This window comes from Bradyrhizobium sp. B025, from assembly GCF_042257955.1.
Lineage (GTDB): Bacteria > Pseudomonadota > Alphaproteobacteria > Rhizobiales > Xanthobacteraceae > Bradyrhizobium > Bradyrhizobium diazoefficiens.
Map to the genome: position 1 here is coordinate 6900230 of NZ_CP170150.1, position 22431 is coordinate 6922660.

General features: G+C 63.4%; 23 protein-coding genes. 9 read left to right on the top strand and 14 right to left on the bottom strand.

The features are described 5' to 3' along the window. The first annotated feature begins 113 nt into the window (after positions 1 to 113). From ACE10W_RS32455 to ACE10W_RS32480, 6 genes are all read left to right on the top strand, one after another. Positions 114 to 389, top strand: a complete 276-nt coding sequence (locus ACE10W_RS32455) for a DUF1153 domain-containing protein (protein WP_002714638.1) — start codon at positions 114 to 116, stop codon at positions 387 to 389. A gap of 180 nt (positions 390 to 569) precedes the next feature. Further along, on the top strand, positions 570 to 2183 hold the full coding sequence (gene fliF / locus ACE10W_RS32460) for a flagellar basal-body MS-ring/collar protein FliF (protein ID WP_011089736.1): 1614 nt from the start codon (positions 570 to 572) through the stop codon (positions 2181 to 2183). 17 nt (positions 2184 to 2200) lie between these two features. After that, positions 2201 to 3292 carry a flagellar motor switch protein FliG gene (gene fliG / locus ACE10W_RS32465; protein ID WP_011089737.1) on the top strand — a complete coding sequence of 364 codons (1092 nt, stop codon included), beginning with the start codon at positions 2201 to 2203 and terminating at the stop codon, positions 3290 to 3292. Beyond that, positions 3292 to 3912 (top strand): FliH/SctL family protein, encoded by a 621-nt coding sequence (locus ACE10W_RS32470; RefSeq protein ID WP_011089738.1) that lies wholly within the window; start codon positions 3292 to 3294, stop codon positions 3910 to 3912. Before fliG ends, ACE10W_RS32470 begins: the two co-directional genes overlap by 1 nt. 3 nt (positions 3913 to 3915) lie before the next feature. Beyond that, positions 3916 to 4266, top strand: a complete 351-nt coding sequence (fliN, locus tag ACE10W_RS32475) for a flagellar motor switch protein FliN (protein ID WP_028173120.1) — start codon at positions 3916 to 3918, stop codon at positions 4264 to 4266. Between the two features lie 60 nt (positions 4267 to 4326). After that, positions 4327 to 5712 (top strand): sigma-54-dependent Fis family transcriptional regulator, encoded by a 1386-nt coding sequence (locus tag ACE10W_RS32480; RefSeq protein WP_028173119.1) that lies wholly within the window; start codon positions 4327 to 4329, stop codon positions 5710 to 5712. 166 nt (positions 5713 to 5878) lie between these two features. Here the strand turns inward: ACE10W_RS32480 and ACE10W_RS32485 are convergent, their stop codons facing one another. Further along, the gene (locus ACE10W_RS32485) at positions 5879 to 6211 is read right to left on the bottom strand and encodes a GYD domain-containing protein (protein WP_028173118.1); all 333 of its coding nucleotides are present in this window, start codon (positions 6209 to 6211) and stop codon (positions 5879 to 5881) included. A gap of 105 nt (positions 6212 to 6316) precedes the next feature. On the opposite strand from ACE10W_RS32485, the gene ACE10W_RS32490 reads away from it, so the two are divergent. Both ACE10W_RS32490 and ACE10W_RS32495 read left to right on the top strand, forming a co-directional pair. Next, positions 6317 to 7837 (top strand): vanadium-dependent haloperoxidase, encoded by a 1521-nt coding sequence (locus ACE10W_RS32490; protein ID WP_304548205.1) that lies wholly within the window; start codon positions 6317 to 6319, stop codon positions 7835 to 7837. A 233-nt stretch (positions 7838 to 8070) separates the two neighbouring features. Beyond that, a complete protein-coding gene (locus ACE10W_RS32495; protein WP_271554043.1) occupies positions 8071 to 9219 on the top strand; it encodes a M20 family metallopeptidase in 1149 nt (382 codons plus the stop codon). 113 nt (positions 9220 to 9332) lie between these two features. On the opposite strand, the gene ACE10W_RS32500 is transcribed toward ACE10W_RS32495, so the two are convergent. From ACE10W_RS32500 to ACE10W_RS32550, 11 genes are all read right to left on the bottom strand, one after another. Next, on the bottom strand, positions 9333 to 9488 hold the full coding sequence (locus ACE10W_RS32500) for a hypothetical protein (RefSeq protein WP_027544964.1): 156 nt from the start codon (positions 9486 to 9488) through the stop codon (positions 9333 to 9335). A gap of 96 nt (positions 9489 to 9584) precedes the next feature. After that, a complete protein-coding gene (locus tag ACE10W_RS32505; protein ID WP_011089744.1) occupies positions 9585 to 10166 on the bottom strand; it encodes a flavin reductase family protein in 582 nt (193 codons plus the stop codon). Between the two features lie 31 nt (positions 10167 to 10197). Then, a complete protein-coding gene (locus ACE10W_RS32510) occupies positions 10198 to 11034 on the bottom strand; it encodes an ATP-binding cassette domain-containing protein (RefSeq protein ID WP_304548206.1) in 837 nt (278 codons plus the stop codon). 20 nt (positions 11035 to 11054) lie between these two features. Further along, positions 11055 to 11861 (bottom strand): aliphatic sulfonate ABC transporter permease SsuC, encoded by an 807-nt coding sequence (gene ssuC, locus ACE10W_RS32515; RefSeq protein ID WP_304548207.1) that lies wholly within the window; start codon positions 11859 to 11861, stop codon positions 11055 to 11057. Next, positions 11858 to 13021, bottom strand: a complete 1164-nt coding sequence (gene ssuD / locus ACE10W_RS32520; RefSeq protein WP_304548208.1) for an FMNH2-dependent alkanesulfonate monooxygenase — start codon at positions 13019 to 13021, stop codon at positions 11858 to 11860. The genes ssuC and ssuD overlap by 4 nt, the downstream gene beginning before the upstream one ends. A gap of 16 nt (positions 13022 to 13037) precedes the next feature. After that, entirely contained in the window at positions 13038 to 13160 is a 123-nt protein-coding gene (locus ACE10W_RS32525; RefSeq protein WP_257784483.1) for a hypothetical protein, read from the bottom strand. Positions 13161 to 13162: 2 nt separating this feature from the next. Further along, positions 13163 to 14113: a sulfonate ABC transporter substrate-binding protein gene (locus tag ACE10W_RS32530; RefSeq protein WP_304548209.1), complete on the bottom strand. Its 951-nt coding sequence runs from the start codon at positions 14111 to 14113 to the stop codon at positions 13163 to 13165. Between the two features lie 383 nt (positions 14114 to 14496). Continuing rightward, the gene (locus ACE10W_RS32535) at positions 14497 to 15663 is read right to left on the bottom strand and encodes a cytochrome P450 (RefSeq protein WP_304548210.1); all 1167 of its coding nucleotides are present in this window, start codon (positions 15661 to 15663) and stop codon (positions 14497 to 14499) included. A 204-nt stretch (positions 15664 to 15867) separates the two neighbouring features. Further along, positions 15868 to 16401, bottom strand: a complete 534-nt coding sequence (locus tag ACE10W_RS32540) for an isoprenylcysteine carboxylmethyltransferase family protein (RefSeq protein WP_304548211.1) — start codon at positions 16399 to 16401, stop codon at positions 15868 to 15870. Positions 16402 to 16486: 85 nt separating this feature from the next. Beyond that, on the bottom strand, positions 16487 to 16936 hold the full coding sequence (locus tag ACE10W_RS32545) for an IS5 family transposase (protein WP_369525355.1): 450 nt from the start codon (positions 16934 to 16936) through the stop codon (positions 16487 to 16489). A gap of 490 nt (positions 16937 to 17426) precedes the next feature. Further along, positions 17427 to 18785 carry an OpgC domain-containing protein gene (locus ACE10W_RS32550; protein ID WP_304548212.1) on the bottom strand — a complete coding sequence of 453 codons (1359 nt, stop codon included), beginning with the start codon at positions 18783 to 18785 and terminating at the stop codon, positions 17427 to 17429. 482 nt (positions 18786 to 19267) lie between these two features. On the opposite strand from ACE10W_RS32550, the gene ACE10W_RS32555 reads away from it, so the two are divergent. Next, on the top strand, positions 19268 to 19930 hold the full coding sequence (locus ACE10W_RS32555; RefSeq protein ID WP_028173105.1) for a response regulator transcription factor: 663 nt from the start codon (positions 19268 to 19270) through the stop codon (positions 19928 to 19930). Here ACE10W_RS32555 and ACE10W_RS32560 read toward each other — a convergent pair. Both ACE10W_RS32560 and ACE10W_RS32565 read right to left on the bottom strand, forming a co-directional pair. Then, positions 19925 to 22156 carry an MASE1 domain-containing protein gene (locus ACE10W_RS32560; protein ID WP_304548213.1) on the bottom strand — a complete coding sequence of 744 codons (2232 nt, stop codon included), beginning with the start codon at positions 22154 to 22156 and terminating at the stop codon, positions 19925 to 19927. The two genes, ACE10W_RS32555 and ACE10W_RS32560, sit on opposite strands and share 6 nt — an antisense overlap. 35 nt (positions 22157 to 22191) lie before the next feature. Further along, the gene (locus ACE10W_RS32565; protein ID WP_039187257.1) at positions 22192 to 22425 is read right to left on the bottom strand and encodes a hypothetical protein; all 234 of its coding nucleotides are present in this window, start codon (positions 22423 to 22425) and stop codon (positions 22192 to 22194) included. Between the last annotated feature and the right edge of the window lie 6 nt (positions 22426 to 22431).

Sequence of the window (22431 nt, forward strand, 5' to 3'; positions counted from 1 at the left end):
TTCCCGCAAGTTTCAACGAGAATTGTATTGAAGCCTTAGGCTTAGCGGATTTTTAAGCCGCCGCGCGTAGGGTTACGGCGTGAGTTCAGTGGTTGAGAGTTTGTGAGTACGCCATGACAGAACCCCATCGCCCGAGGGTAAAATACGTCATCGGGCCGGACGGCAGTCCGCTGACGATCGCAGATCTGCCAGCACCCGGCACCAAACGCTGGGTCATCCGCCGCAAGGCTGAAGTCGTCGCCGCCGTCCGTGGCGGACTTCTCTCCCTTGAGGAGGCCTGCAGCCGTTATACGCTGACGGTCGACGAATTCCTCTCTTGGCAGTTTTCCATCGACCAGCACGGTCTGGCGGGTCTTCGCACCACCCGCATCCAGCAATATCGCCAGTAAGCGATCCGGAAATCTGCGGCTTTTGACGAAAATCGGCCTCGCCCTGCGAGGCCGATTTTTTTCATGACGCGACTTTTGTCCCAGCTCTTAACCTTCGTTAACCATATCGAAACCATCACCTAGGCAATAATTGCCCAGTCGACCGCTCTGGAATGCGGATCGAAGCTTCGGGGCGGTTGCTTGCAAGGTCTTGCGGACTTTTTAAAAGGTATCGGCGCCGCCCGCTTCGGGGCGATGATCGCGGTCACCGCCGCGCTCGTCGGCTTCTTCGCGTTCGTCATCATGCGGGTCACCACGCCGCAGATGACGACGCTGTTCACCGACCTCTCGGTGGAAGATTCTTCCAGCATTATCAAGGACCTGGAACGCCAGGCCATCCAGTTCGAGCTGCGCAATGAGGGCACCATCATCATGGTGCCCAAGGACAAGGTGACGCGGCTGCGGATGAAGCTCGCCGAGGGCGGCCTGCCCAAGGGCGGCGGCGTCGGCTACGAGGTGTTCGACAAGTCGGACGCGCTCGGCACCACCTCTTTCGTCCAGAACATCAATCATCTGCGCGCGCTGGAAGGCGAGCTCGCCCGCACCATCCGTGCCATCGACCGCATCCAGGCCGCCCGCGTCCATCTGGTGCTGCCCGAGCGCCCGCTGTTCTCGCGCGAGGCGCCGGAGCCGTCCGCCTCGATCGTGGTGCGGGTCCGCGGCGCGCTGGAGGCGCAGCAGATCAGGGCCATCCGCCATCTCGTCGCCTCCGCCGTCAACGGACTGAAGCCGCAGCGGGTCTCGATCGTCGACGAGGCCGGCCAGCTGCTCGCCGACGGCGCCGCGACCGATCCGGAGCAGGCGCTCGGCGACGAGCGCCGCACCACCTTCGAGAAGCGGATGCGCAAGCAGGTCGAGGACATCGTCTCCTCGGTGGTCGGGTCGGGCCGCGCCCGCGTCCAGCTCTCCGCCGATTTCGACTTCAACAAGATCACCCAGACCTCGGACAAGTTCGACCCCGAGGGCCGCGTGCTGCGCTCTACCCAGACCCGCGAAGAAAGCAGCATGACCGCCGACAACAACGGCCAGGTCACCGTCAACAACGAGCTGCCGGGCAATCAGCAGAACAACGGCGTCGCGGCCAAGGACCAGAGCAAGAAGACCGAGGAGACCAACAATTACGAGATCTCCCGCACCACCAAGACCGAGGTGACCGAAGCCGGCCGGGTCAACCGCATCTCCGTCGCGGTGCTGGTCGACGGCATCTACAGCAAGAACGACAAGGGCGAGCTGGCCTATCAGGACCGCACCAAGGAGCAGCTCGACCGCATCGCGACCCTGGTGCGCTCGGCCATCGGCTTCGACCAGAAGCGCGGCGACCAGGTCGAGGTCGTCAATCTGCGCTTTGCCGATGCCCCCTCCACCGCCCCGATCGCCGAGCCGTCGGGCTTCCTCGGCATGCTCCAGTTCACCAAGGACGACGTCATGTACTTCGTCGAGCTCGGCGTGATGATGCTGCTCGGCCTGGTCGTGCTGTTCATGGTGATCCGCCCGCTGGTCAAGCGCATCCTGGCTTCCGACGAGGTCGCCGCCGCCATCAGTGGCGTGCTCTCCGGCCCGGCCGCCTCGGACGAGGCCGCGCCGGCCGCCGGCCAGGCGCTGCTGCCCGGCGGCGCCGCCAGCGCGATCGACGTCGCAACCATCCAGGGCCAGGTCCATGCCCAGTCCGTTCATCGTGTCGGCGAGCTCGCCGAACGCAACCCCAACGAAACCGTCGCCATCATCCGCCAATGGCTGACCGAACCCGCGAAATGATCGAGAAGTGAACTGACATGGCCGCCAACCTGCAAAACGCCAACTCCAACGACATCACCAGCGTGATCTCGACGCTCGGCGCCCGCCAGGGCAGCCGTGCGGGCGCCAAGACCGAGGCGGTGGCGGGACCCAAGCGCGCCGCGATCCTGATGCTGGCGCTGGGCGAGCAGTACGGCGGCAAGATCTGGTCGATGCTCGACGACGACGAGGTGCGCCAGCTTTCGCTGGAAATGTCGACGCTCGGCACCGTCGAGGTCGACACGGTCGAGGACATGCTGCTCGAGTTCGTCTCGCGCATGTCGGCCTCGGGCGCGCTGATGGGCAATTTCGACGCCACCGAACGGCTGCTCCAGCAATACCTGCCGCCGGAGCGCGTCAACGGCATCATGGACGAGATCCGCGGCCCCGCCGGGCGCAACATGTGGGAGAAGCTTTCCAACGTGCAGGAAGAGGTTCTCGCCAACTATCTCAAGAACGAATATCCGCAGACCATCGCGGTGGTGCTGTCGAAGCTGAAGCCGGAGCACGCCGCGCGCGTGCTCGGCATCTTCCCCGAGGACCTCGCGCTCGACGTCGTCAACCGCATGCTGAAGATGGAAGCGGTGCAGAAGGAGGTGATCGAGAGCGTGGAGAAGACGCTGCGCACCGAATTCATGTCCAACCTGTCGCAGACCCGCCGCCGCGACGCCCACGAGGTGATGGCCGAAATCTTCAACAATTTCGACCGCCAGACCGAAACCCGCTTCATCACCTCGCTGGAAGAGGACAACCGGGAATCGGCCGAGCGCATCAAGGCGCTGATGTTCACCTTCGACGACCTCGTGAAGCTGGATTCCGGCTCGGCCCAGACCCTGATGCGCAACGTCGACAAGGACAAGCTCGGCGTCGCGCTCAAGAGCGCCAACGAGGACGTCCGCAACTTCTTCTTCGGCAACATGTCCTCGCGCGCGGCCAAGATGCTCCAGGACGACATGGCGGCGATGGGCCCGGTCCGCCTGCGCGACGTCGACGAGGCGCAGGCGCTGCTGGTCAACCTCGCCAAGGATCTCGCCGCCAAGGGCGAGATCATGCTGACCAAGAACCGCGCCGACGACGAACTGGTGTATTGATGGCCGCTCCGGCAAAATTCCTGTTCGACACCGACTTCGCCGCGCCGGACCGGACGCGCGAGAAGGCCGCGACCGCGGCCGAGATCGCCCAGAAGGTCGCGGAAGCGGAGGCGCGGGCCTATCAGGACGGCTTTGCCGCCGGCCAGCGCGAGGCCAAGGCCGAGAGCGACCGCCGCGTCGCGCTCGCCATGGAAGAGATCAACATTGCGATCCGGGGCGTCGCCTCGGGCATGGGCAACATCGAGATCAAGATGGAGACCGAGGCGGTCGAGGTCGCGGTCGCGGTGGCGCGCAAGCTGTGCGCCGACCTGGTCGCCGCCGAGCCGCTCGGCGAGATCGTGGCGCTGGTCAAGGACTGCTTCTCGCATCTGGTCGCGACGCCGCATCTCGTCGTCCGCATCAACGACGCGCTCTACGACAGCGCCCGCGAGAAGATCGAGCGGCTCGCCAAGCAGAGCGGCTTCGAGGGCCGGCTGGTGATCCTGGCCGAGCCGGAGATTGCGACCGGCGACTGCCGGATCGAATGGGCCGATGGCGGCGTCGTGCTGGAGCGCGGCGCCATCGCGGCCAAGATCGACGAAATGGTCGGACGCTATATCGCGTCCCGCAGGGGGAGCTAAGCCATGAGCGACACCGACGGACAGGTCCCGCTGCCCGATCTCAACGGCCCGATGCCGCCAACCGGCACCGATGTCGGCTACAGCGAGGACGAATATGCGGCGCGCGCCGCCGCCGACCTCGAGGCCGTGTTCGACGTGCCGGTGCAGGTCTCGGCCGTGCTCGGCCGCTCCAAGATGGACGTTGGCGAGCTCCTGAAGCTCGGGCCCGGCACCGTGCTCGAGCTCGACCGGCGCGTCGGCGAGGCCATCGACATCTACGTCAACAACAAGCTGGTCGCCCGCGGCGAGGTCGTCCTGGTCGAGGACAAGCTCGGCGTGACCATGACCGAAATCATCAAGACCGAACGCACGTAATTATTGCGCGAACGCAGGGAATGACGCGCGGCAGCGCGACCAGACGGACAGGAGACTGACATGCGGCTTCTCATCGTTGGCACATTGAAGGGCCAGCTCACCACCGCCACCAAGATCGCGATGGAGAACGGCGCCACCGTGACCCACGCCGAGGATCACGAGCAGGCGATGCGCGTGCTGCGCGGCGGCAAGGGCGCCGACCTCCTGCTGGTCGACGTCGCCCTCGACATCCGCGACCTCGTGATGCGGCTGGAGGCCGAGCACATCCACGCCCCGATCGTCGCCTGCGGCATCACCAACGACGCCCGCGCCGCGGTCGCCGCGATCCGCGCCGGCGCCAAGGAATACATCCCGCTGCCGCCGGATCCGGAGCTGATCGCGGCGGTGCTGGCCGCCGTCGCCAACGATTCCCGCGAGCTGGTCTATCGCGACGAGGCGATGGCCAAGGTGATCAAGCTCGCGCAGCAGATCGCAGGCTCGGATGCCTCGGTGATGATCACCGGCGAATCCGGCACCGGCAAGGAAGTGCTGGCCCGCTACGTCCACACCCGCTCGTCGCGCGCCAAGCGCCCGTTCATCTCGATCAACTGCGCCGCGATCCCCGAGCATCTCTTGGAGTCCGAGCTGTTCGGCCACGAGAAGGGCGCCTTCACCGGCGCGATCGCCCGCCGCATCGGCAAGTTCGAGGAAGCGACCGGCGGCACGCTGCTGCTCGACGAAATCTCGGAGATGGACGTCCGCCTGCAATCGAAGCTGCTGCGCGCCATCCAGGAGCGCGTGATCGACCGCGTCGGCGGCACCAAGCCGGTGCCGGTGGACATCCGCATCATCGCGACCTCGAACCGCAATTTGGCCGAGGCCGTGCGCGAAGGCACGTTCCGCGAGGACCTGCTGTTCCGCCTCAACGTGGTCAACCTGAAGATCCCGCCGCTGCGCGAGCGTCCCCTCGACATCCTCGAGCTCGCCCAGCACTTCGTGAAGAAGTACGCCGAAGCCAACGGCGTGCCGATGCGCCCGATCTCGGCGGAAGCGCGCCGCGTGCTCTCGACCAACCGCTGGCAGGGCAACGTCCGCGAGCTCGAAAACACCATGCACCGCTCCGTGCTGATGGCGCAGGGCGACGAGATCGGACCCGACGCGATCCTCACCCCGGACGGCGACCGCCTCGACCTCGCCAAGACGGTACCGGCCGTGGCGCATGCCACGATGGCCGCCGAGCAGGTGACGCGCGCGCTCGTCGGCCGCACCGTGGCCGATGTCGAACGCGACCTGATCCTGGAGACGCTGAAGCACTGCCTCGGCAACCGCACCCACGCCGCCAACATCCTGGGGATTTCGATCCGGACGCTGCGCAACAAGCTCAACGAATACGCCGACGGCGGCATCCCGATCACCCCGGCGGGGACGCCGGGTGAATATCCGCGGATGCCGATGGTGGGGGCGTAGAGCTTCTTTCGAGAGTTGAGAGAATGCGAATGCCCGGGCTTGGCCCGGGCATTTTCTCTTTGAGGAGAACGCAACCAGTCACCACACAATAAGTGTCGTCCCGGCCTAGTGCGAATTGCGCACTAGGCTGGGACGACGTTAGGAGATCTAGCGCGCCCGCGCGAGTCTACTTGCCCGGCGGAACGTAGGTGCTCACGAGTTTGGAAGCCTTCTCCGCGATGCTCTTGAACTCGCTCATCTTCCAAGCGCGTACGGTTTCGATCTTGGAGACGGCGCCAGCCGCAGCGGCCACCATTCCAATCGCAATGGCATCGGAGCCGTCAGGAAACTCCGTGACGAGCACTGCATCGTGTTGACCAGTGGTCATGAAAGCTCCCTGAAGCTTCCCACCGGCCTTCTCGACCAGCGCGCCGATGGCCGATGTGCGATCGGCCGGCTTGTCGACCATTCCCTTGATACCGGCATTTGAGTATGAGACGTACGAGATGAACAACGGCATGTTTCTCTCCGTTGAGGTTACACCGTGACAATGTCGTCCTAGAAAAGACGCCCTCAAACGAGAGCAAGGCACGGCCTGCCGACGGCATGCGAGCTGCCTTGAAAATTGAGCTACGGACTTCGGCACGTCCAACTGGCAGCTTGCGCCGACTATAGCCGACTGCACAATGCGGCGCGAACGGTAAGCCAAGCCTACCCATTCGGGACGCAACTGTTCTGCCCGCCGAGAAAAATCTGCTTCTCGGTTGAACCGCGTGCGGCAAGTGAAGCAGTTCACAATCAAGCCACATCAAGATCGCTAGAGTCCGCGGGCAGCGCGACGCGACGTCGGCCAGAGCCGCCTCGCGAAACGTCCTTCAGATCGAAAGGGCACGCCATGAAATGCTCCTCGTGGACCATCTCCCGCTTATCGCTGATTGTAGCGCTGATCGCGGCCTCGGCGTCGCTGGCACGCGCCGACGTGATCATGGACTGGAATGCAAAGGCCGACGCGATCGCTGCCGAGAAGCAAATTCTTCCAGCGCCCCACAGCCGCGTCTTGTCCATGATGCACGTCGCGATGTTCGAGGCGGTCAACGCGATCGACCGCCGGTACGCGCCCTACAAGCTCTCCTTGCCCGCGGATCGTTCGACGTCGCGGGAAGCTGCGGCGGCAGTTGCCGCTCACGACGTGCTGCTTTCGGTCTATCCGGACCTCAAGCCGGACCTGGATGCGACGCTGACGAATTCTCTGGCGCCGATTGCCGACGGCGCGTCCAAGATCGCTGGCATCAGCCTCGGGAAAGAGGTCGCAATGCAGATCATCGAGCTTCGTGCGAACGATGGCAGCGCCGCTCCGGAGACTTACCGCCCCCTGACGACACCGGGCGCGTACGTTCCGACCACCGTTCCGCTGTTCTCAACCACGGGCGCGACGACGCCCTGGGTCATGGTTTCCGGATCGCAGTTTCGCCCCGGCCCGCCGCCGGCGCTTGGTTCAGAGGTGTGGACCCGGGATGTCAACGAAATCCGCGAGGTCGGCAGCCGAAGCAGTACAACCCGGACGCCGGAGCAAACGACGATCGGCCGATTCTGGTTCTTTGTCGGTGCCCGCACCTACAATCCGATCGTGAGGCAAGCTGCAATGGCCAAGGGCATGGATCTCGTCGACTGCGCCCGGCTGTTCGCGCTGACGTCAATTGCCGGCAACGACGCCCTCGTTGCGGTGTTCGATGCAAAATACCATTACAATCTCTGGCGACCGATCACCGCCATACGCAACGCCGACCTGACGTCGAATCCGGCGACGCCACGCGACCCGTCCTGGCTGCCACTCGGCGAAACGCCGATGCATCCGGAATATCCCTGTGCTCACTGCATCACGTCGGCGGCGATTTCGACCGTGCTCCAGAGCGTCGTTGGAGATTTCGGCGAGTTCTCGCTGACCAGCTCCACGGCACCAGGTGTCACGCGCAAATGGTCGCGGCTCCAGGACTACAGCGACGAAGTCTCCAACGCCCGCATCTGGGCCGGCTTTCACTACCGGTTCTCGACCGAGGTCGGCAAGGACATGGGTCGGAAGATCGGCGCACTGACCGTCGCGACCCAGCTTCGCGGTGTGGAAGCGATGGCGGAGCCGAAGCGTTAAGGCTGGTGCCCACATCCGCAGTGTCGTCCTGGCGAAGATTCGTCGTCCGGTACTCCTACCGCCCTCCATCGGTAGATTCCGCGGTATGGGTCCTGGCTTTCGCCAGGACGACGATGAGGAGACAGTGTGCGTCCAAACCCGCAGACGGCGGCATGGCCGCACCGCGTTCTCCGACTAGGTCGCGCCTGCGCAAGGCCGTATAACCCCCGCGTGAGAACCACACGAGGGTAAACATGTCTGAAGCTCAAATCACGGACTGGCTGGCGTCGCAGCGGCAGGCGATGATCGATCTGTTGCGCGACGTCGTGAACATCGATTCCGGGTCCTATGACAAGGAGGGCGTCGATGCGGTCGGGGCGCGGTTCGAGCGGCACTTCGCCGAGCACGGCATCCCGTTCCGGCGCGAGAGCAACTCCACCTTCGGCGATGCGATCCATGCCGAGGTGGCAAAGCCCGGCAGCAACGAGAAGCCGGTGCTGTTGATGGGCCATCGCGACACCGTGTTCGGCAAGGGCGAGGCCGGACGGCGTCCCTTCACGATCCGCGACAACCGCGCCTATGGCCCCGGCGTCGCCGACATGAAATCCGGCGTCGTGATGAACATCTTCGTGGCGACCGCCTTCCACAAGTTCGGCGGCAGCCCGCACCCGATCAAGGTGCTGATCACCTCCGACGAGGAGATCGGATCGCCCTCGTCGCGACCCGTGATCGAGCGCGAAGGTCGCGCCGCGCGTGCCGTGTTCAACTCCGAGCCGGGCCGCCCCACAGGCAACGTCGTCACCGGCCGCAAGGGCGGCATCTTCATGCATCTGGCCATCACCGGCAAAGCCGCGCATTCCGGCGCCAATTTCGCCGCCGGCGTCAGCGCGATCGGCGAGCTCGCGCACAAGATCGTCCAGGTCCACGCGTTGACCAATCTCGACAAGGGCATCACGCTCAATGTCGGCCTCGTCTCCGGCGGCCAGTCCGTCAATACGACGGCGCCCTATGCCGAGGGCCAGATCGATCTGCGCTATGTCGATCCCGCAGACCGCGCCACGGTGATGGCCGCGATCGAGACAATCGTCGCGACCTCCTATGTGCCGGGCACGAGCGCAACGCTGACGATCAAGGGCGAGTTCGTGCCGGTGGTGCAGAGCGAGGCCTCGAAGACGCTGTTCGAAGGTTATCAAGCTGCGGCAAGGCAGGTCGGCCTCACCACGCTCCAGGGCGAGTTCTCCGGCGGCTGCGCCGATTCCGGTTTCACCGCCGCGGTCGGCACGCCGACCATCTGCGGCCTCGGCCCGGTCGGCGGGCTCGCGCACACGCCGGAGGAATATCTCGAGATCGACAGCATCGTGCCGCGCGCACAGGCGCTGGCGCTGGCGATTCTGAGAGGGTGAATTCGTAACTTCCGTAGGGCGGGCAAAGCGAAGCGTGCCCACCATTTCGTTCGCAGCGAAGATGGTGGGCACGGCGCAAGTGCGCCTTTGCCCACCCTACGAGATCTCGGGCGTCACGAATAACTCGGTGCGTCGGGCTTGCGGAAAATGTGGATGGGGTCGCCGGGAATGATCGGCTGGCCGCTGAACATGGCATAGGCGTAGAGCGCGAGATAAGCGATCGCCAGCGCGCCGATGGCGTAGAAGGCCCAGGTCGCGACGCGTTTCATCGTTCCGCTCCGTTGCCGTCCCGGACGGGAGGCTCAGGGCGCTTCTAGAGCGATGACAGGGAAAAGGCCAGCCTGCGTGCTGCCTCTTTGCGGCGATCAAACGCCGCGCCGGGTGCGCGCGGGAAGGCTGACCTCGGCGAGCCTTGCCGCGTCTTCATCCTGGTCGACCGCGACGTACTGGCCGTGCCAATAGGCGAGCGCCGCGGTCCGCGTCGAACTCCTGACGTCCCTGACACGGCCGATGACGATGCCGTGCGAGTGCCGCTCGACGATCTCCTCGACCTCGCAATCGAAGGCCGACAATGCGCCGACCAGCAGCGGGACTCCCGAGACCGCCGTCACCCACCGGGCGCCGGCGAAGCGGTCTGCGCCCTTGAGCCCGCCCTTGCCGGCGAAGCGTTCGGCGACGTCGAGCTGGTCGGCGTTGAGGATGTTCACGCCGAAGGCGCCGTGACGCCGGATCAGCGGGAAGGACGAGGCATCGCGATTGATGCTGACCAGCAGCGTCGGCGGCTCGACCGACAGCGAGGTGACCGAGGTCACCGTCATGCCGCTGATGTCCTTGCCCCGCCCGGCGGTGATGACGCTGACGCCGCCGGTGAGGTGGCGCATGGCGCCGCGGAAATCGGCGGGCGAGACGGGGATTTCAGTCATGAGATCGCGAGGCACTACATTCATGGCGTGGTCCCCGAAGCGGGGTTCCCTCTATTTAGGTACGATCGTCCGCCGACAAAAGGTGGCTCAGGATCGAGCCTTCGAGGCCCGCAAGCTCGGCCGAGCCGCGCTCCCGCGGCCGGGCTGCGTTAACCACGACGTCATGGGCGATCCGGCCCTCCTCGATCACCAGCACCCGGTCCGCCAGCGCGACCGCCTCGGAAACGTCGTGGGTCACCAGGATCGCGGTAAAGCCCTGGTCGCGCCAGACCCGCTCCAGAAGCCGCTGCATCGAGATGCGGGTCAGCGCATCCAGCGCACCGAGCGGCTCGTCGAAGGCCAGCACGCGCGGACGGGAGACCAGCGCGCGGCCGAGCGCGACGCGCTGCTTCTGGCCGCCCGACAACACCGAGGGCCACTGGTCTCGCTTGTCGGCGAGGCCGACCTCGGTCAGCGCCTTCTCGGCGCGAGCATGCGCATCCTTCGATGCGCGATCGCGGCCGAGACCGACCTCGACATTGGCGAGCACGCGCGCCCAGGGTAATAGCCGCGGCTCCTGGAACATCACGCGGATATCCTCGGGCTGGACGTCACTGCCAAGGCTGATGGTGCCGGCATCGATCTTGTCCAGGCCGGCGATCAGGCGCAGCAGCGTGCTCTTGCCGCAGCCGCTCTTTCCGACGATGGCGACGAACTGGCCGGCCGGGATGTGCAGGTCGATGCCGCGCAGCACCTCATTGTCGCCGAAGGACTTTCGCAGCCCCCGGATGCTGAGCGGCAGGCCGCTGGCCTGCACCACCCGCTCCTCGCGCACCACGCGGGCGTGAGGCGCGAAATTGGCGCGGCTGGCGAACTCGGTTTCGGGAAGGGAGGTCCGAAGGGCTGTCTGCATGTGATTCCCAGTATTGCTGCTCAACGTTTCTGGAAGGCGGGGTGCCAGGAGAGCGTCGCCCGCTCCAGCACGCGGGAGGCGCTGTCGGCGAGCTTGCCGAGCAGGGCGTAGATCAGGATCGAGAGCACGACGACGTCGATCAGCATGAACTCGCGCGCCTGCATCGCCATGTAGCCGAGGCCCGAGGATGCCGCGATGGTCTCGGCCACGATCAGGGTCAGCCACATGATGCCGAGCGCAAAGCGGATGCCGACGAAGATCGAGGGCAGCGCGCCCGGAAAGATCACGCGGCGGAACAATTCGCCGTCGCTCATGCCGTAGATACGGCCCATCTCGATCAGCTGGGGATCGACGGTGCGGATGCCGTGCAGCGTGTTGAGGTAGATCGGAAAGAACACCCCGAGCGCCACCAGGAACAGCTTTGCGCTCTCGTCGATGCCGAACCACAGGATGACCAGCGGGATCAGCGCCAGGTGCGGCACGTTGCGGACCATCTGGAGCGTGGTGTCGGTGAGCTTTGCCGAGAGCTGCGACAGGCCGTTGGCAAGCCCGAAGGCGAAGCCGATGCTGCCGCCGATCAGGAAGCCGATCGAGGCGCGCCAGAACGAGACCCAGATGTTGCGCGCGAGCTCGCCGGAGAGCAGCAGCTTCCAGCCGGCGAACGCGACGTTGCTCGGCGCCGGCAGCACGCGCGTCGGCACGAAGCCGGTGACGCAGGCGAGCTGCCAGATCGCGACGATGGCGAGCGGCACGATCCACTGCACCAGGCCGCCCGCGCGCGGCAGGCGGACCCGGCGCGGAAGAGAAATACTGTCGATGAGGCTCATGATTGCGATGCCAGCCTGGAGGGACGGTAGTCGTTGCCGACGGTCTCGCCGAACGGACCGCTGTTGTGGTGCAGCCGCGTCACGTTGCTGCCGTGATCGAGCGAGAGCAGCGGGAACACCAGCTCGGCAAAGCGATAGGCTTCCTCCAGATGCGGATAGCCCGACATGATGAACGTATCGATGCCGATATCCTGATACTCCTTGATGCGCGCCGCGACGGTCTGGGCGTCGCCGACCAGCGCCGTGCCGGCGCCGCCGCGCACCAGGCCGACGCCGGCCCACAGGTTCGGGCTAATCTCGAGCTTGTCGCGCTTGCCGCCATGGAGCTGCGCCATGCGCTGCTGGCCGACGGAGTCCATCCGGGCAAAGTTCCTCTGCGCCCGCGCGATGGTGTCGTCGCTGACATGCTTGATCAGCTCGTTGGCCGCACTCCAGGCCTCTTCATTGGTCTCACGAACGATCACGTGCAGGCGAATGCCGAAGGACAGCTTTCGGCCCCGCGCGCTCGCGACCTCCCTCACCCTCGCGATCTTCTCGGCAACCTGGGCCGGCGGCTCACCCCAGGTGAGGTATTTGTCGACGGTATCGACCGCGACATCGATGCCGGCGTCCGACGAACCGCCAAAATAGAGCGGCGGCCGCGGCGACTGCACCGGGGGGAACAGCAGCTTGCCGTCCTCGATGCGGATGTGCTTGCCCTCGACATTGACGGCCTTGCCGCCCAGCAGGTCGCTATAGACGTTGAGGAACTCGCGCGTGACCTCGTAGCGCTCGTCATGGCCAAGGAAGATGCCGTCGCCCTTGTTCTCGACGGGATCGCCGCCGGTGACGACGTTGATCAGGAGCCTGCCGTTGGTGATGCGATCGAGCGTCGCGGTCATGCGCGCGGCCACGCTCGGCGATTGCAGGCCGGGCCGGACAGCCACGAGATAGCGCAGCCGCTCGGTGAACGGCGCGACCGAGGAGGCGACGATCCAGGAATCCTCGCAAGACCGCCCGGTCGGCAGCAGCACGCCGAAATAGCCGAGCTGGTCGGCCGCCTGCGCGATCTGGCGCAGATAGTTGAAGTTGACCTCGCGGCCGCCGGTCGCGGTGCCCAAATAGCGGCCGTCACCATGGGTCGGCAGGAACCAGAGGATGTTGCTTTTGGATTGGCTCATGGATGGGCTCCGATGACTAGCCGTAGGTCGTGCCGACGGCGGCCGCGACGATGCCGACCGACATGACGATGGCTGCGATCACGCGTTGAACGATGCGCCTCATGTCTAGACCTTTTGAAACGGGGAGATTGGTCGGCACGATCAGGCTGCCGGGTTGCGCCAGACGATGTCGCGGATCACGATCGGCTTGGGAATCAGGCCGAGCTTATGGAAGCGGTCGGCGACGCCCTGCTGGGTCGCGACGATGTCGTCGGTGACGGGACCGACCACGAAGGCCGAGCGGTTCGCCGCGATGGTCTGGATCTCCAGGGGAATGCCTGTCACCGCCGCCAGCGATTTGGCGACCTCGTCGCGGTGCTGCTCGGCCCATTTGGCCGTCGCGGTCGTCACGTCGACGATCTGTTGCAGGATGGCGCCGTGGTTCTTCGCGAAGTCGCGGTTGGCGATGTAGAAGGAATTGGTCTTGGTAACCTCGCGCGCGTTGATCAGGATGCGGCCGTTCTGCCTGGTCTCGCCGATCGCAAAGTACGGATCCCAGATCGCCCAGGCCTCGATGCTGCCGTTGGCGAAGGCGGGGCCGGCGTCAGGCGGCGTCAGATAGACCGGGGTGATGTCGGCATAGGTGAGGCCCGCCTTCTCCAGCGTCTGCACCACGATGTTGTGGGCGCTGGAGCCCTTGGTGAAACCGACGCGCTTGCCCTTCAGCTCGGCGATGGCGCGGATCGGCGAATCCTTCGGCACCAGAATGCCCTGGCCGTTGGTGATGGGCTGGCCGGCGGCATAGACGATCGCGGCGCCCGCGGCCTGGGCGAACACCGGCGGGGAATCGCCGACCGCGCCGTAATCGACACTGCCGACATTCATGGCCTCCATCATCGGCGGGCCGGAGGAGAACTCAACCCATTTCACCTCGATGCCTAAGGCTGCGAAATGTTTTTCCAGGGCGGCCTGCTGGCGCGTGATGACCAGCACGCCGTTCTTCTGATAGCCGATACGAATTTCCTTCACCGCGCCTTGCGCGCGGACGCGCGAGGCGACCGCAGCCGCGGCTGCCGTTCCAACGGAAAGTCTCAGAAAGTCACGACGCTGCATTCCACACTCCCGGCCGCATGCGGCCGTCATTCATTCACGCCAGGGAATGATGGTGCGGCTTGCCGGAGGTGTCGAGACACGCGGAAAAATAGCGATGCGAGCACTGCGCGCGTGGCAGGGCGCATGATTAATCTTTCAAGCGGCCGCGATGATGCAGGGAGAATTTTTCCGCACGCGAATGTGAGAGCCGCGGGGATTTGGTGCGACGATGCAGGGCCGGAACATAAAACGTCGAAAACAACCCCATGCACAGTAGCCGACCATAGTCGGATCAATAGCTTACGCGGCAGGCCGAGTCGTTTGACCCGTCGGGCAAGACAGGAGCATGATGGCATGATCGGCGAATGGGAGCTGTTGTGGCGCGAAGCTCCCTTCCAGCCGGCCTAGTGTAGCCATCTCACCGGCAAATTCTGCAAGCCGCGGAACGCCCAGCCGCCGATCCGCACCGGCTCGTCATCGGCAATCTCGATCCGGCCGGCACGCGCGAACAATGTCGGCAGCGCGACGTCGGCGATCATGGCGCGCGAGGCCCAGGCACCGGCGCAGAAGTGCGGGCCGGCGCCGAACGCCACGCTCTTGCTGGTGTCGCGCCGCACGTCGAACTGGTCGGCGCGCTCGAAATGCTTCTCGTCGCGGTTGGCGGAACCGAACATCAGGAACACGCGCTCATCGAGCTCGAACGCGACGTCGCGGATCGACCATGGCTTTGCGATGCGCCGCGGCGACATGCCGATCGGCGAGATCCAGCGGGCATATTCCTCGAAGGCCTGGAGCCAGGTGACTTCACCACGCCGGACGAGGTCGAGCTGCTCGGGATGGGTCAGCAGCGCCCACACCGTGCCGGCGATCGCCTTGCGCGGCTCGTTCTGGCCGCCCGATATCGCGAGCTTTACATTTGCGCGCACGCTTTCCATCGGCATGCCCGACGCGAGGAGCACACCGAGGATGCTTTGATCGGGATTTTTGCGCATGACCGGCAGCATGTCGTCGATCGCCGCATCGATGCCCGACGTCGCGGCATGGCAGCGCGCCTCGACGGCGGGATCGCCGACATAGTTGGCGATGCCCTCGATCATGCCTTGCGACCAGGCGTCCATCTCGGCAAAGCCGATATTGGTGAGGCCGGTGATCGACTTCAGGCATTCGCCGGAGAACGGCAGCGCGAAATCGCGCATGAAGTCGATCCGCCCCGGCTCGATCGCATCGATGATGCGGTCGGCATGGGCCTGGAACAGCGCGGTCCAATGCGCCTTGACCGTCTTCGGTGACACCGTCGGAAACATCGCACGGCGCTCGACCTGGTGCGCCTCGCCGTCCTTGCGCATCATGTTGTGGCCCATCAGCCGGTTCATCAGGCCGGCGGGCTGGTGCGAGGAGAACACGTCGATCTGCTTCTCGGAGATCGAGATGTCGTCGCGGCTCGTCAGCAGCGTCGAGCCGAGCTGCGGCACGAAGGCGATCGGCGCCTCCTTGCGCATGTTCGCGAGCATCGGATAGGGGTCGGCCCAGAACGCGGCCGGGTCGATGTCGATGCGCGGCGCGGTGCTCAAGGCGGTCTCCCTGCTGTGTCCCGCCAGACTAGCGCGTTCAGGAGCCGCCGTCTGTCCCCAGCGGTTGGGACAACGTTCGTCAAGGGCCATGAAGCGACAGAGGCGACATTCCAACCGAGCGCCAGACAGCGTGCCTGGTCGCCGCGCCGGTGAAGCGTCCGAGACCGGTCGCGAGCAGCGGCTCGCACAACCGCGGGCCACCGATCATTTCGATCGCCATGGGGTCATCCGCGGTATCCAGCGCGGGACGGCGGCGCGGAACGCCTCGTACTCACTCCCAAACGTCCGCTCGAGCGTAGGTTCTTCGTACGCCACGACGAAGACGTGGAAGAAGAGCCAGAGCAGCGCGCCGTAGACGATGAGGCGCCAATCGCCCATCAGCACCGCTTGACCCAGGATGATGGCAACGACCGCGACGTATATTGGATTACGCACATAACGGTAGAGACCGGTCACCACGAGATTCCGGGTCGGCGCGATGGGCGCGGGGGTGCCGAGCCCTTGCAGCGCGAAACGCGCAAATGCGTCAACGAGCCCAGGCACGCCTGCGAGAATCATTATCGCGCCGATGCCGCGCGTCAGCTCCAGACCAAGGAACGGCGGCCGGAATTGCCAACCCGTGATCGACCATGGAACGAGCCCCACCAGCGTACATGGGGCGACCACGAAGAAAACCGCCGAGCCCAGGACGGCAATGGTTCGTTGCACGGCGGTTCCCGACACTCGCTGCGAGCTCATTCCAAGCTCCCCGTCATGGTTTCCCATCGTCATCCGGGTGCCGACACGCTCGCCATGTTATCCCAAAAGCGGAAACCGCGCACGACTAAAGCCAGAATGCCACGGCGGCAACGAGGCACAGGGCTGAGAAGTAGTTCCGAGCGAGTTTGTCGTAGCGCGTTGCGATGCGCCTGAAGTCCTTGAGCCTGCAGTAGCAGCGCTCGATGACGTTGCGATCCTTATAGGCTTGCTTGTCGTGACGTATGCGTTTCTTCCGATTTGACCGGCCTGGGATTATCGGTTTGATGCCGTCCTTGCGCAGAGACTCGCGGAACGAGTTGCTGTCATAAGCCTTGTCACCGAGCAACTCGGCGATGCCGTCGAGCAGACTGACACATGCCGGCCCGACTGTGCAGTCGGCGGTATTGCCAGGCGTGAGGATCAAGACCCACGGGCGGCACAGCTTATCGACAAGGCCGTGAATCTTGCTGTTGCGCCCGCCCCTGGTGATGCCAATCGCCTGTTCCGACGCCCCCCTTTTCCGCCGCCAGCGCAGCGATGCGCTTTGACATGCGTGCCGTCGAGAGCCATTCGTTCCGGCGGTTCAGCAGGTTCGGCCCGCCACCTCGAAGATACTCTGCCAAATTCCCCGCGTACTGCCCGTCGCTAAACCAAACCAAGTTCGCCCGCATCTGTTGGCCCCCGATTCGGTTGACCAACCCGTTGAATCTCAACATGGATAATTGGGTCTTAACCCTAGGTCAGCCTGCGCATGCCAGTGGAAAGGGTCTCGTGTGAACCCACCGGGGTGCAAGTCGTAAATACGAGGGCAAACCGGCTGCACTGCCAGTCCGCGCCAAGCGCGGCGCTGGTGGGTGATGTCAGGTTGACCGACAGAAATGCCGCTACGCAGGCCAACATCACGTACGCCGCGATCAACATCGCTCTCTTGTGGGTCCTTGGTTGAGAAATCATGGCCTTGGCTCCTGTACGATGGCCGGACGATCAAGGGGCAGGCTCCGCAGTCCCTTGTCGGTCCTTGTGATCTAATCCACATCCTGACCCGCACTTTTCGCTGGTGGCCCGAAGGCGTGCGCGATTGCTGGCACTGGATCCGCGTCGCAGCCGGACTCGCGCACCGGAGCAAACAGCATCTTTAGTCGATCAACCTTGTCGGCACAGGCGAGTACCGCGGGCGGAATGTCAACGCCGAGTGCCCTGGCTGTCATGGGATTGATGACCAGCTCCTCGACGGCCTTCGCATGCGGCTGTTGCCTGGGTTTGATCATGACCAAATGCAGCAGCGCCGCCACCACGATCATCACCAGGACGCCGCCAACACTGAGCGCGATCTGCATCGTCAGCCCCTCCGAGATGTCGAGCAGCGCCAGGTGGCTGGCCAGCGTCAGCAGAACGCCAAGGCAGTAGATTGGCAGCGAATTCCGGCCACAGAGAATGGCGCCACGCATCACCGGCGTCGTCAGCCCTCGCCAATCGCGAGGCATGAGCCATACGGCCAAAACTGCAAGGGCCAGAAAATGCAGCAGTCGCAATGGAGCGAGATTCGATTTGTCCATCGGGTAAAACAGCGTCAGGAGTGCCCGAGGGACCAACGCTTCCAGCGGTTTGACGCTCCAGCTCAATGCGATGATGAGGCTGATCAGCAGATAAAGAACCGCAGGAACAAGCACGGTGCGTGAGGTCACCCACGGTCGAACTCTCTTGCCCTCGATGATCCACCACGCGCCAAGCACAAGCGGCAGCTGCCAGGCCAGCGGATTGAAGAACCAGTGGCCGTTCGGCCATGCCGGGATGGTCCAGCCGAAGACGTGCACCAGTGCGTAAAGCAGCAGCGACGCGCCCAGCGTTGCGTTCGGCGCTCGCAGCAGCAGCCACAGCAGCGGCGCAAACAAAAGGTGATAGAGCACGAAGAGCGGCAAGATGTCGGTATTCACCGGGCGGTATTGCAGGATCGCCGCGTGCGCGAGCGTCACGCCCGGCTGATCCAACAGAATGCGCGTATTGCTCTTATCGGCAAGAGGGCCGCCGCCTGCGAGGTGAACCACGATGGCGCAGGCGAGGGTAAGCAGTAGAAATGCGACATAAATATCCCAGCTTCGCCACAGCGTCCGGCCGATCACGCCGGTCCAGCCCCCGCTCTGCCGTGCCTTGCCGTAGGACAGCGCGCAGGTCAAACCCGAAAGAAACATGAATACTTCCGCCGCATCGCTGAAGCCGTAGTTGCGCAGCGTCAGCCAACTCCCGATGTTGTTGGGGACATGGTCAAGAAAGATCCACCAGAGCGCGATGCCGCGGCAGGCATCAATGCGCAGATCGCGGCCGTAGCCGTTCAGCTCCGGCACCGCGCCTGCGAATGGCTTCGGGGTGGCAGTTCGATCAAGCATCTGGTTCCCCGTCCGGCGTCCGAACACGTTTCAAGAGGGACCGAAACTGACGAAAAGCATCAGCCGCGCCGAACCCGGCCGCGAACTACGGCGACGCCTGGTAGAACCTCCTGGCGTGGGAGCTGTCGGGTAACGATTATCGTTCAACGGCACCGCGCGTAAATCAGCCGGAGGTCCTCACGGAGGGGTTCCTAGGTCCTATGATCAAGGTACTTACAGATATCCGCAGTCTGAATCCGCGACTCTGGCGATCCGCACTCGCTTTTTTGGGCGTCCCGTGAGCTGATTACAATTACAGCATACAACGGCATTCAACTTCTATCTTGAGTGCCTAACCGTGACCCGCTGGCTGGACCAGCGATGAAGAGTGGACGGTTTCGGGGCCGGTCTTCCCGCCAGCCTCTTCCTCGCCAAAGACCCAAGGGCGGGTGTATGATTTCTCAAATTGGATCTCCGTGCCATGGGATGACGGAGAGCTTTTCATGAAAGTCCTTATTGTTGACGATCATGCATTGATACGCGAGGCGTTGTGCGCGGTCCTGAGACAGCTGAAGCGAGAGGCCGTCATATTTGAAGCTTCGAGCAGCCGTCAGGCAATGGACATAGTCGAGGAACATCCCGACATCAGCCTCATCCTGCTTGATATCAATTTGCCTGACAGAGATGGCTTCTCTGTCCTCCGCGAACTGCGAGACAGCTATCCGACCATTGCTATCATCATTCTTTCGTCCTCGAATGATCAAGACACAGTCAAGCGCGCTTTCAAACTTGGCGCGCTGGGTTTCATCCCTAAGACGACCGAACGAGAGGTCATGCTCAACGCAATTGAGTTGGTGTTCTCTGGCGGTATTTACATTCCCTCTGAAATTCTGGAGGAAGCACCGTCTCGGCGGCTTGCAAATAAACCGACGACGCCCGACTTTCTCAGGGGCCTCGGATTGACCGATCGGCAGATCGAAGTGCTTGCGCTTCTGATGAAGGGAAAAAGCAACAAGATCATTGCCAAGACGCTCAACATGGCAGTGCCGACAGTGAAAAATCACATCACGGTCGTTCTCAAGGCGCTCAGCGTAACGAGCCGCACCGAGGCAGTCATCAAAGTGGGAAAAATGGGCTGGGAATCGTCGCCGAAATCCGAGTCATGAAGCCGCCCGGGTATCCCTCCCATCGCCGTGATCCATCAAGAGCTCGTGCATGACAGCGCGGAGCCGCATCGGGTCGACAGGCTTGTGCAGCAAAATGTATCCTCTATCCTTGACCTCACGTGCCGGTTCGGGTGCCGTATCGCCGCTGATGAGAATAGCTGGAATGGATGAACCGAACGCCGCATTGATTTTTTCAATGGCTCGGATCCCGGTCTTTCCATTCGCAAGATGATAATCCGAGATGATGAGATCGGGGCGTTGTTGGCGCTCCGCAAGTCGGATAAGTGCCGCTTCGTCGGATCCGGTGGTAAGGACGGTGTATCCCCATCTGCCAAGCAATCCGCCCGTTCCCTGCTGGACAATCGGAGCATCGGCAATAACAAGAACGAGCTTGCCTTCGACTGCAAAGGCCGCGGGGGGGGGAGAGTCGACGGGCTCGGCGGATGTATCGCATTCATCGGCCATCGGAACCAGGATCGCGAATCGCGAACCTCGGCCCACGGTCGAAGCTAAGTCGATTGGATGGTTGAGAAGCAGGCGAAGCCTGTCGACAATAGCCAAGCCAAGCCCCATGCTGCCGTACCGGTTCCGGTCTCGGGCGGCCAGTTGAAAGAACTCGCCAAAGATATTCTGCTTCTGATCCTCGGGAATGCCGGGACCACTATCCCATACTTCGATGCGCAACATTTGACCGCGCCGGCGACAGCCGACAATGATCCCACCCCGCAACGTATAGCGCACAGCGTTGGATACCAAATTGAGCAGTATGCGTTCGAGGAGCATGGCATCGCTCCGCACCCAGGCGTCACTTCGCCTGACGCGTAGACGCAAGCCTGTTTCTCGCGTTGCCTGATCAAACGTCGTCTCAATTTTTTGCAACAGGCGCGCGATCGGGAATTCAGTAATTGTGGGTATAAGGATTCCGGCATCCAGCTTGGACATATCCAGCAGCGAATTGAGCATTTCATCCATTTCCTTGCGCGTTGCATCGATCAGCTCGATCGTCCTTGTCCGTTCCCCCGATCTGAGCGGCATGCGCAGCTGGGCAATGAACAAGCCCAGTGCATGCAATGGCTGCCGCAAATCGTGGCTTGCCATGGCCAGGAAGCGCGATTTTGCTGCATTGGCGAGCTCAAGCTCCTGCGTACGCTCTGCGACCTTCCGTTCGAGTTCGACCTGCGCACGGCGCAGACGTTTCTCCCCCCTCTTGCGGACCTCGACGTCGGCGCTCAGTAACAAGCTCGGAACCGTAATGCTGATCAGGAACATCAACACCAGCAGGAATGAAACGTTGAGGTCCGTGGTCGTGAAGGGGCCGCCGCCCGTGAGCGTCCCCCAAACCGTGATGCCGGCAAGCACCAGCGCAACCGTTGCGGTGTCACGTGGACCGCGGCGCAGTGCCGCCCACAACATTGGCAGGATCGCGAGAAAACCCAGTGGATCTCTGCTCGGCGTTTGCTCGATCAGGGGACTGAAAGCAAGGAGTCCAACAGCCGCCGCTGTTGCGAGGACGCCGACCGTCTCCAGACAATCATTGCGGTTGAAAGCATGGTCGTAGCTTGATGCCCAAAGCACGACAACGGGGGCAATGACCAGCGCGCCGGTCACATCTCCCAGCCACCATGTAACCCAGGCGTTCGCGAAATTGGTCCGATCGATGTACCCGGCGGTCGCCAGGCTGGTCAGTCCAATGCTGGCGCTGATCGGCGTCGCGATCACGATGCAGATCAGAGCAAACTTCGCGACGGAGTTTGGTCTCGAAAACGTATGACGGCCGCGCGACCATCGATTGACCAGATAAGCGCCAACGACGGCCTCAAGAGTGTTGCCGGAAGCAATCGCAATTGCGGTGGCAACGGAACCGGCGGTGGTCGCATTGGCGATCACTGCTGCAATGAAAATTGCCGGCCAGGTCCGATATCCCCACAACAGCACCGCCGCCAGCGCGAGACCCGTCGGTGGCCAAATTGGCGTTGCACTGGGATGAACAGAGGCGAGAGCGAGGCCGCCTTTTGCCAGGACGAAATAGATCACTCCAATCGCGACCAGGACGCCGGCATATCTGGTGCCTTGGCGGAAATTCATCTCCGGCGTTAGCGATCGTGGATCGGACATCGTCGACGCCTGGACCAGGCAGTTGGATTGTCCATCATGGCTGACCTTTTGATCTCCCTGATAAAGATCGAAGATCGCTACTTTCCCGTTCACCAAGCGGTTGATCGACACCCCTACGTCCGATCGGTGCGACAATGCAGATGCGCTCAGACCGGATTGATCACTGCAGTGCCGACGGACGAAGAGATGGCGCGCGTTTGGTTCACGAGGGCAAACTCTCTGCCGATGCCGATCGGCATCGGCCTGGGGGCTGGAATGGGCGTGGCGGTGAATATAACGAAGACGGAGCCTTCCGGAAGAATGCTTTGGGCCTGGACATTGCCAGCCATGAGAACGGTAGCAACTAAGGACATTGACAGAACTGAATAGACATTTGCCATTGCGGC